Source organism: Serratia sp. CoH_134_PS_4 (assembly GCF_058190535.1).
On record NZ_JBXWKI010000003.1, the window covers coordinates 302,136 to 308,683 of the forward strand.

At 54.9% G+C, this 6,548-nt stretch carries 8 protein-coding genes; 7 read left to right on the forward strand and 1 reads right to left on the reverse strand.

The annotated features are described in order from the left end of the window. From AC2FCQ_RS08285 to fucP, 6 genes are all read left to right on the forward strand, one after another. Nucleotides 1-222 (forward strand): fumarylacetoacetate hydrolase family protein (locus AC2FCQ_RS08285; protein WP_490658449.1); only part of this gene is annotated, 222 nt, incomplete at its 5' end. Between the two features lie 14 nt (nt 223-236). Next, complete coding sequence (locus tag AC2FCQ_RS08290; RefSeq protein WP_490308032.1) at nt 237-1,514, forward strand: L-fuconate dehydratase; 1,278 nt, start codon at nt 237-239, stop codon at nt 1,512-1,514. Between the two features lie 14 nt (nt 1,515-1,528). After that, on the forward strand, nt 1,529-2,392 hold the full coding sequence (locus AC2FCQ_RS08295) for an amidohydrolase family protein (RefSeq protein WP_490308033.1): 864 nt from the start codon (nt 1,529-1,531) through the stop codon (nt 2,390-2,392). Next, nucleotides 2,370-3,146 carry an L-fucose dehydrogenase gene (locus tag AC2FCQ_RS08300; RefSeq protein WP_404760380.1) on the forward strand — a complete coding sequence of 259 codons (777 nt, stop codon included), beginning with the start codon at nt 2,370-2,372 and terminating at the stop codon, nt 3,144-3,146. The genes AC2FCQ_RS08295 and AC2FCQ_RS08300 overlap by 23 nt, the downstream gene beginning before the upstream one ends. After that, entirely contained in the window at nt 3,143-3,496 is a 354-nt protein-coding gene (locus tag AC2FCQ_RS08305; RefSeq protein WP_490308034.1) for an L-rhamnose mutarotase, read from the forward strand. Before AC2FCQ_RS08300 ends, AC2FCQ_RS08305 begins: the two co-directional genes overlap by 4 nt. A 23-nt stretch (nt 3,497-3,519) precedes the next feature. After that, on the forward strand, nt 3,520-4,749 hold the full coding sequence (fucP, locus tag AC2FCQ_RS08310) for an L-fucose:H+ symporter permease (RefSeq protein WP_490308035.1): 1,230 nt from the start codon (nt 3,520-3,522) through the stop codon (nt 4,747-4,749). A 17-nt stretch (nt 4,750-4,766) separates the two neighbouring features. Here fucP and AC2FCQ_RS08315 read toward each other — a convergent pair whose 3' ends face one another. Continuing rightward, entirely contained in the window at nt 4,767-5,840 is a 1,074-nt protein-coding gene (locus tag AC2FCQ_RS08315; RefSeq protein ID WP_209634889.1) for a GGDEF domain-containing protein, read from the reverse strand. A gap of 263 nt (nt 5,841-6,103) precedes the next feature. Between AC2FCQ_RS08315 and AC2FCQ_RS08320 the strand changes: the two genes are divergently transcribed. Next, on the forward strand, nt 6,104-6,388 hold the full coding sequence (locus AC2FCQ_RS08320; RefSeq protein ID WP_037424165.1) for a DUF1435 domain-containing protein: 285 nt from the start codon (nt 6,104-6,106) through the stop codon (nt 6,386-6,388). The last annotated feature ends 160 nt before the right edge of the window (nt 6,389-6,548 follow it).

Below are 6,548 nucleotides of genomic sequence, written 5' to 3' on the forward strand. Positions count from 1 at the left end.
CAGGACGGTAACACCAGCACCATGATTTTCCGCATTCCGCACATCATCAGCTATTTGAGCCGCTTTATGAGTCTGCAGCCGGGCGATGTGATCTCTACCGGTACGCCGCCAGGCGTCGGCATGGGACAAAAACCGCAACCCATCTACCTGAAAGCCGGGCAGACCATGCGCCTGGGCATTGAAGGATTGGGTGAACAGCGTCAAACAACCGTACAAGCCTGATGAGGAGCATTGCCATGACGACGATTACCGCACTGCGGGTTGAAGATATTCGTTTCCCGACCTCGCTGGCGCTGGACGGTTCCGACGCGATGAACCCGGATCCGGACTACTCCGCTGCGTATGTGATTCTGGAAACCGATCGCGCCGATCTTAGCGGCCACGGATTGACCTTTACCATTGGTCGCGGCAACGAGATTTGCTGTGCCGCGATCCGCGCATTGGAGCACCAGATCGTCGGCGTCCGGCTTGAGGAGATCACCGCCGACATGGGGGCCTTCTGGCGGCGCTTCACCGGCGACAGCCAGCTGCGTTGGATTGGGCCGGACAAGGGGGCGATTCACCTGGCGACCGGAGCGGTGATCAACGCGGTATGGGATCTGTGGGCTAAAGCAGAAGGCAAGCCAGTGTGGCGACTGGTGGCAGAGATGACACCCGAGGAACTGGTGCGCTGCATCGATTTTCGTTACATCACCGACTGCATTACGCCGCAGGAAGCGCTCAGCTTGCTCAAGCAGCGGGCCGAAGGCAAAGCGCAGCGCCTGGAGCGCCTACTGCGGGAGGGTTACCCCTGTTACACCACGTCTGCCGGCTGGCTGGGTTACCCGGACGACAAACTGCGTCGGTTGTGTCAGGAAGCGGTCGACGCGGGCTTCTCCTACCTGAAACTGAAGGTGGGGCGCGATCTGGAAGACGATATCCGTCGGGTGCGCATCGCGCGCGAGGTCATCGGCCCCGATCGTCAATTGATGATTGACGCGAATCAGGTGTGGGAAGTTAACGACGCTATTCCCTGGGTAAAGCATCTGGCCTTCGCCAAACCCTGGTTTATCGAAGAACCGACCAGTCCAGACGACGTGGAAGGGCATCGCCGCATCCGCGAAGGCGTTTACCCGGTGAAGGTTGCCACCGGCGAGATGTGCCAAAACCGCATCCTATTCAAACAGTTCATCATGCGTGAGGCGATTGACGTGGTGCAGATCGACGCTTGTCGCCTTGGTGGCGTTAACGAAGTCCTGGCAGTGATGTTGATGGCCGCCAAGTACAACCTGCCGGTATGTCCGCATGCGGGCGGCGTGGGGTTGTGCGAATACGTCCAGCATCTATCGATGATTGACTATCTGTGCATTGCCGGTACCCACGACGGCCGGGTAATTGAATACGTCGATCATCTGCATGAACATTTTGTCCACCCCTGTGACATCAAGGGGGCGGCATACATGCCACCACTCAATCCCGGTTATTCGATCGAAATGCATGCATCGTCGCTTGAACAGTACCGGTTTCGCGGTTGAACGGGAAACAGCCCATGCTACGCATCGACGCCCACCAACATTACTGGCATTACCATCCGCAACGCTATCCGTGGATCAGCGAACAGATGGCGGTGTTACGGCAAGATTTTGGCCCGGCAGAGCTTGAGCCCTTGCTGAAACGCCACGGTTTTGACGGTGCGCTGGTGGTACAGGCCCGTCACTGCGAGCAGGAAACCCAGACGCTATTGACGCAGGTACAGCAGAGCCGTGGCGTATGTGGCGTGGTGGGTTGGCTGGACATAACCGCACCGCAGCTGGCGCAGCGGCTCGACGTACTGCGCCAACAACCTTTGCTGCGGGGTTTACGTCATCAAGTGCAGGACGAACCTGCGCCGGACGTGTGGTTGGCACGACCGGAAGTGCGGCGTGGCATGCAGGCGTTGCAGCGACAGGGTTATACCTATGACATTTTGGTCACCCACCGGCATTTGGCCGCGGCAGCGCAGTTTGCCGCGGAGCACGACGATTACTGGCTGGTGCTGGATCATCTCGGCAAGCCGGATATTGCACAGGGGGCTAAACACTGGGCGCAGCAAATCAAACCCCTGGCGGCGTTGGGGCACGTGGTTTGCAAGCTGTCCGGGCTGATCACGGAAGCACCCGGCGGGCAGTGGCAGGCGTCGCAGCTGCTCCCGTTTTTTGAGGCGGCGCTGGAGGCATTCGGGCCGCAGCGGCTGATGTTCGGATCTGACTGGCCGGTGTGCCTGTTGGCGGGTGAATACAGCCAGGTTTATCAACTGAATGAGCAGGCGATCGTCACGCTGAGTCCTTCGCAGCAGGCGGAAATTTGGGGCGGCACCGCCTGCCGAATTTATGGGTTAACGGAGTCTGGTTATGGATCTGTATCTGAAAGATAAGGTGGTGATTGTTACCGGTGGCGGTTCTGGCATCGGCGCAGCCATCTCTCAATTGTTGGCGGAAGAAGGGGCGATCCCGGTGATTGTCACTAACGCCATGCCGGAGGGGGAGTTTCTGGCAACGCTGCGCCGCTTGCAGCCGCAGAGCACCGTGATCATCACCGATTTGTGTGAAGAACAAGCCTGTCGGCGGGCTGTGGCACAAACGCAGGAAACCTTTGGTCGTATCGATGCGGTGGTGAATAACGCGGGTGTTAACGACGGGGTGGGATTGGACGCCGGACGTGAAGCCTTTGTCGGCTCGCTGGAGAAAAACCTGATTCATTACTACTTGATGGCACACCTGTGCCAGCAAGCCTTGCAAAAGAGCAAGGGGGCCATCGTCAACATTGCGTCCAAGACCGCGCTCAGTGGGCAGGGCGGCACCAGCGGCTATACCGCTGCCAAAGGCGCCGTGCTGGCGTTGACGCGTGAGTGGGCGGTGTCGCTGCGGCATGAGGGCGTACGGGTGAATGCGGTGGTACCGGCAGAAGTGATCACGCCGCAGTATGAGCGCTGGATTAACACCTTCGCGGAACCGGAACAGCAGCGTGAGAAAATTACTGCGCGTATTCCTTTAGAACAGCGGATGACCACGCCACAGGAAATTGCCAATACCGTGGTGTTCTTGATCTCTTCGCGGTCGTCGCACACCACCGGGCAATGGCTGTCGGTGGACGGCGGTTACCTGCATCTTGATCGGGCAATCACATGAACGGCGCAGCGGGGCAGCGCTTTTGTCAGGCGTTAGACCTGGTCGACTCACCGGCGCTGATCGAGGAATACCTGAGCCATCACCGGCAGATCTGGCCAGAAATCGCCGCTCATCTGCGTGAGCACGGCATCCTGGATATGGAGATTTATCGGCTGGGTACCCGGCTGTTCATGATCGTTGAGGTCAGTCCCGAGTTCGATGCTGCGCGGTTTGATGCCGCCAGCCTGAGCAATCCCCACGTGCAGCGCTGGGAAGCCCTGATGTGGCACTACCAGGTCGCCACCCCCTGGACGCCGCAGGGCGATAAATGGGTGGTGATGGAGCGGATATTCTCTTTGCAACAACAATAACCTACCCTACCGAGGATATATCAATGCTTGCTGAAAAAACTGTGGCCCCACCTCAGGCGGGCGCCAGGGCGACTGCCAATCTGCGTTGGGCGTTTATCTTGGTCACCAGCCTGTTTTTCATGTGGGGGCTGTCGTATGGCCTGTTGGACGTATTGAATAAACATTTTCAAGAAACGTTGCACGTTACCAAGGCGCAATCGGGATTATTGCAGGCCGCGTATTTCGGCGCCTATTTCCTGGTGGCGCTGCCTGCCGGCTATTTTATGGATAAAAAAGGTTACAAGGCCGGAATCCTGATTGGGCTGTGTTTGTATGCGCTGGGGGCATTGCTGTTTGTGCCGGCGGCGTCTGCCAACAGCTTTGCCATGTTCCTGTTCGCGCTGTTTGTTATTGCCTGTGGGTTGGGCTGCCTGGAAACGGCCGCTAACCCGTATGCAACGGTGCTGGGGGATGTGCAGGGCGCTGAACGGCGGCTGAATCTTTCCCAGTCGTTTAACGGTCTGGGGCAGTTTATCGGTCCGATGATCGGCGGCACGCTGTTTTTCTCTGCCACTCAGGGCGCAAGTAGCGGTGACCAGGGGGCAGTGAAGATGACCTACGTGGCAATTGCCGTGTTGGTGCTGCTGATTGCCTTTTTGTTCAGTCGTACACGGCTGCCGGATATTCGTGAAGAAGAACAGCCTGAGCACGGTCAAATCGTTCAAGGCTTGTGGCAACACAAGCACTTTGTCGGTGGGGTGATTACCCAGTTCTTCTACGTGGCGGCACAGGTCGGCGTCGGTGCGTTCTTTATTAACTATGCCACTGAGCACTGGCGCGACGTTTCCAACCAAAGCGCATCCTACTTGCTTTCTATCGCCATGATTTGCTTTATGGTGGGACGTTTTTTCAGTACCTGGCTGATGGGCAGGGTCAAAGCGGCCACGTTGTTGATGTTTTACTCGCTGATTAACATGGTGTTGTGTGGCGTGGTGATGCTCAGCATGGACGGGGTTTCGGTGGTGGCGTTGATCGCCGTGTTCTTCTTCATGTCGATTATGTTCCCAACCATTTTTGCCCTGGGCGTGAAAAACATGGGTAAACACACCAAGCGTGCCAGTTCCTTTATGATCATGGCGATCGTTGGGGGCGCCATCATGCCTTACTTTATGGGGGCGTTGGCGGACAAGTACAGTACGGCGCTGTCCTATGTGCTGCCGTTGCTGTGCTTCGGCGTGGTGTTTGCTTACGGTTTGCAGCAGCGCCGCCGCTAAGCACCAGGCCCGCCGGCTCAGACAGCGGCGGGCTGCACGTTTGGCGCCACTTGAATATTGTTACGACCATTGTTTTTCGCCTGATACAGTGCGGCGTCGGCGGCCCGGATCGCTGCAGACACGTCAAGTTTATCCAATGCGGATATCCCGGCGCTGAGCGTCACGGTCGTGCTTTCCAACTGGTTGAAGCGGTGTGGGATTTTTAATTCCTGCACCCGCTGCCGTACTCTTTCGGCCAACAGGGTGGCGTATTCCTCGCTTACGTTGGTCAGCAGCACCAGAAACTCTTCCCCACCATAGCGCACCACAATATCGCGCGAACGGACCGAATCACGGATGGTGATCGCCACCTGCACCAACGCCTGGTCACCCATGGTGTGACCATAATTATCGTTATAAGCCTTAAAGTGGTCGATATCGAGTAACACAACGAAATGGCAACCCGACGGCGAGGCACTCAGCATATTGATTTTATTTTCCAGGCCACGGCGGTTATAAAGCCCGGTTAGCGGATCGATCATGCTTAAATTGCTGAACCTGTCCCGTTCGTTATACAGATTAGCCACCAGCGTTTGCGTAAAGATCTCACTGCGTTTGAGCATCAAGTGGTGGATAGAGAAAGCGATAATCGGCAATACCGTGGTGAATACGATCCGTACGGTATTGTGCATCCCATCCAGTAATAGAATGACCAATGCGGAAGGCACGGCATGCAGGCAGAAAGCGATAAAGTTATCCGTTAGGGCAATAGCACTTATAAAAAACATACTGAACAGACTAATTAATAGAAAACTTTGGTTGTTCGGCGCACAGTACTGACTTTTAAGGTAAATATGTGCCGCCCACAGCAAACCAATAACAAAGGAAAATAGATTCAATTTTTTTACGTATAACCGCGGAGACTGCAAGGTGAATAACAGTGCTGCCATACAAAATAGCGGTATCCCTAATAAAGGCAGGGTAAAAGCGGGCTTGTTATTAAACGGAACCAATAATGTAAATAGGGAAGACGCGACGTTCATCAACAAAAATAAAAATAATGATAAGCGGTGCTTGCTATTTAGCAGTTCCTGATAAGAACGCGCGTTCATACGGAGTTCACTCTTTACAATATCGATCTGTCGAAAAATGAAGGTGGCGAAAAATTCTTTCGGTATGAATTAAGCATTCGCATTGTATGATTTTTGATTGTGATTATTAACATGCGAATAAGACTAAGAATTTTCTTATGGCAAACTATCATTTTTCCACCGTTATGTCATCCGTGTTTGGTCGACGGGGTGAAAATGATGCGCAGTGAAAAAAAGTGGTATATGATATTGGTTATCATTATCACTTAAAGGGTAGGGTTATCATGATTGCAGCCATGATTACCGCATGCGGATTGTGGGGCGTCAGCTGGTGCCTGGGCAACCGTTTGGCCAGCGCCTGGGGCGTTTTGTTGCCATGCGCTTTAATGCCGTTACTGGCATTGATCAACCTGGATATGATGCAACTGCGTACGCTCATTGTGATCGCGATGCTGGCCACATTGGTGATGCTGTTTAACAGCCGCTGGCGTCACTACTTGCTGCTGCCGTCTTGCATGGCGTTAGCGGGGGGATTGGCGGCTATCGGTCTGAACTTCAACCTGGGCTGAAAACGCAAAACCACGCTTTCGCGTGTTCTTTATCGTTTCAATGGGATGCTTCTTTGGGGATGTTACCGGAGAGAGTTATCGATTGGTGCGAAGAGAGGGACTTGAACCCTCACGTCCGTAAGAACACTAACACCTGAAGCTAGCGCGTCTACCAATTCCG

Bases quoted from the DNA above. Each gene is read 5' to 3' on its own strand.
- AC2FCQ_RS08290 (WP_490308032.1), top strand. From the start codon at position 237: ATGACGACGATTACCGCACTGCGGGTTGAAGATATTCGTTTCCCGACC.
- AC2FCQ_RS08295 (WP_490308033.1), top strand. From the start codon at position 1,529: ATGCTACGCATCGACGCCCACCAACATTACTGGCATTACCATCCGCAA.
- AC2FCQ_RS08300 (WP_404760380.1), top strand. From the start codon at position 2,370: ATGGATCTGTATCTGAAAGATAAGGTGGTGATTGTTACCGGTGGCGGT.
- AC2FCQ_RS08305 (WP_490308034.1), top strand. From the start codon at position 3,143: ATGAACGGCGCAGCGGGGCAGCGCTTTTGTCAGGCGTTAGACCTGGTC.
- fucP (WP_490308035.1), top strand. From the start codon at position 3,520: ATGCTTGCTGAAAAAACTGTGGCCCCACCTCAGGCGGGCGCCAGGGCG.
- AC2FCQ_RS08315 (WP_209634889.1), bottom strand. From the start codon at position 5,840: ATGAACGCGCGTTCTTATCAGGAACTGCTAAATAGCAAGCACCGCTTA.
- AC2FCQ_RS08320 (WP_037424165.1), top strand. From the start codon at position 6,104: ATGATTGCAGCCATGATTACCGCATGCGGATTGTGGGGCGTCAGCTGG.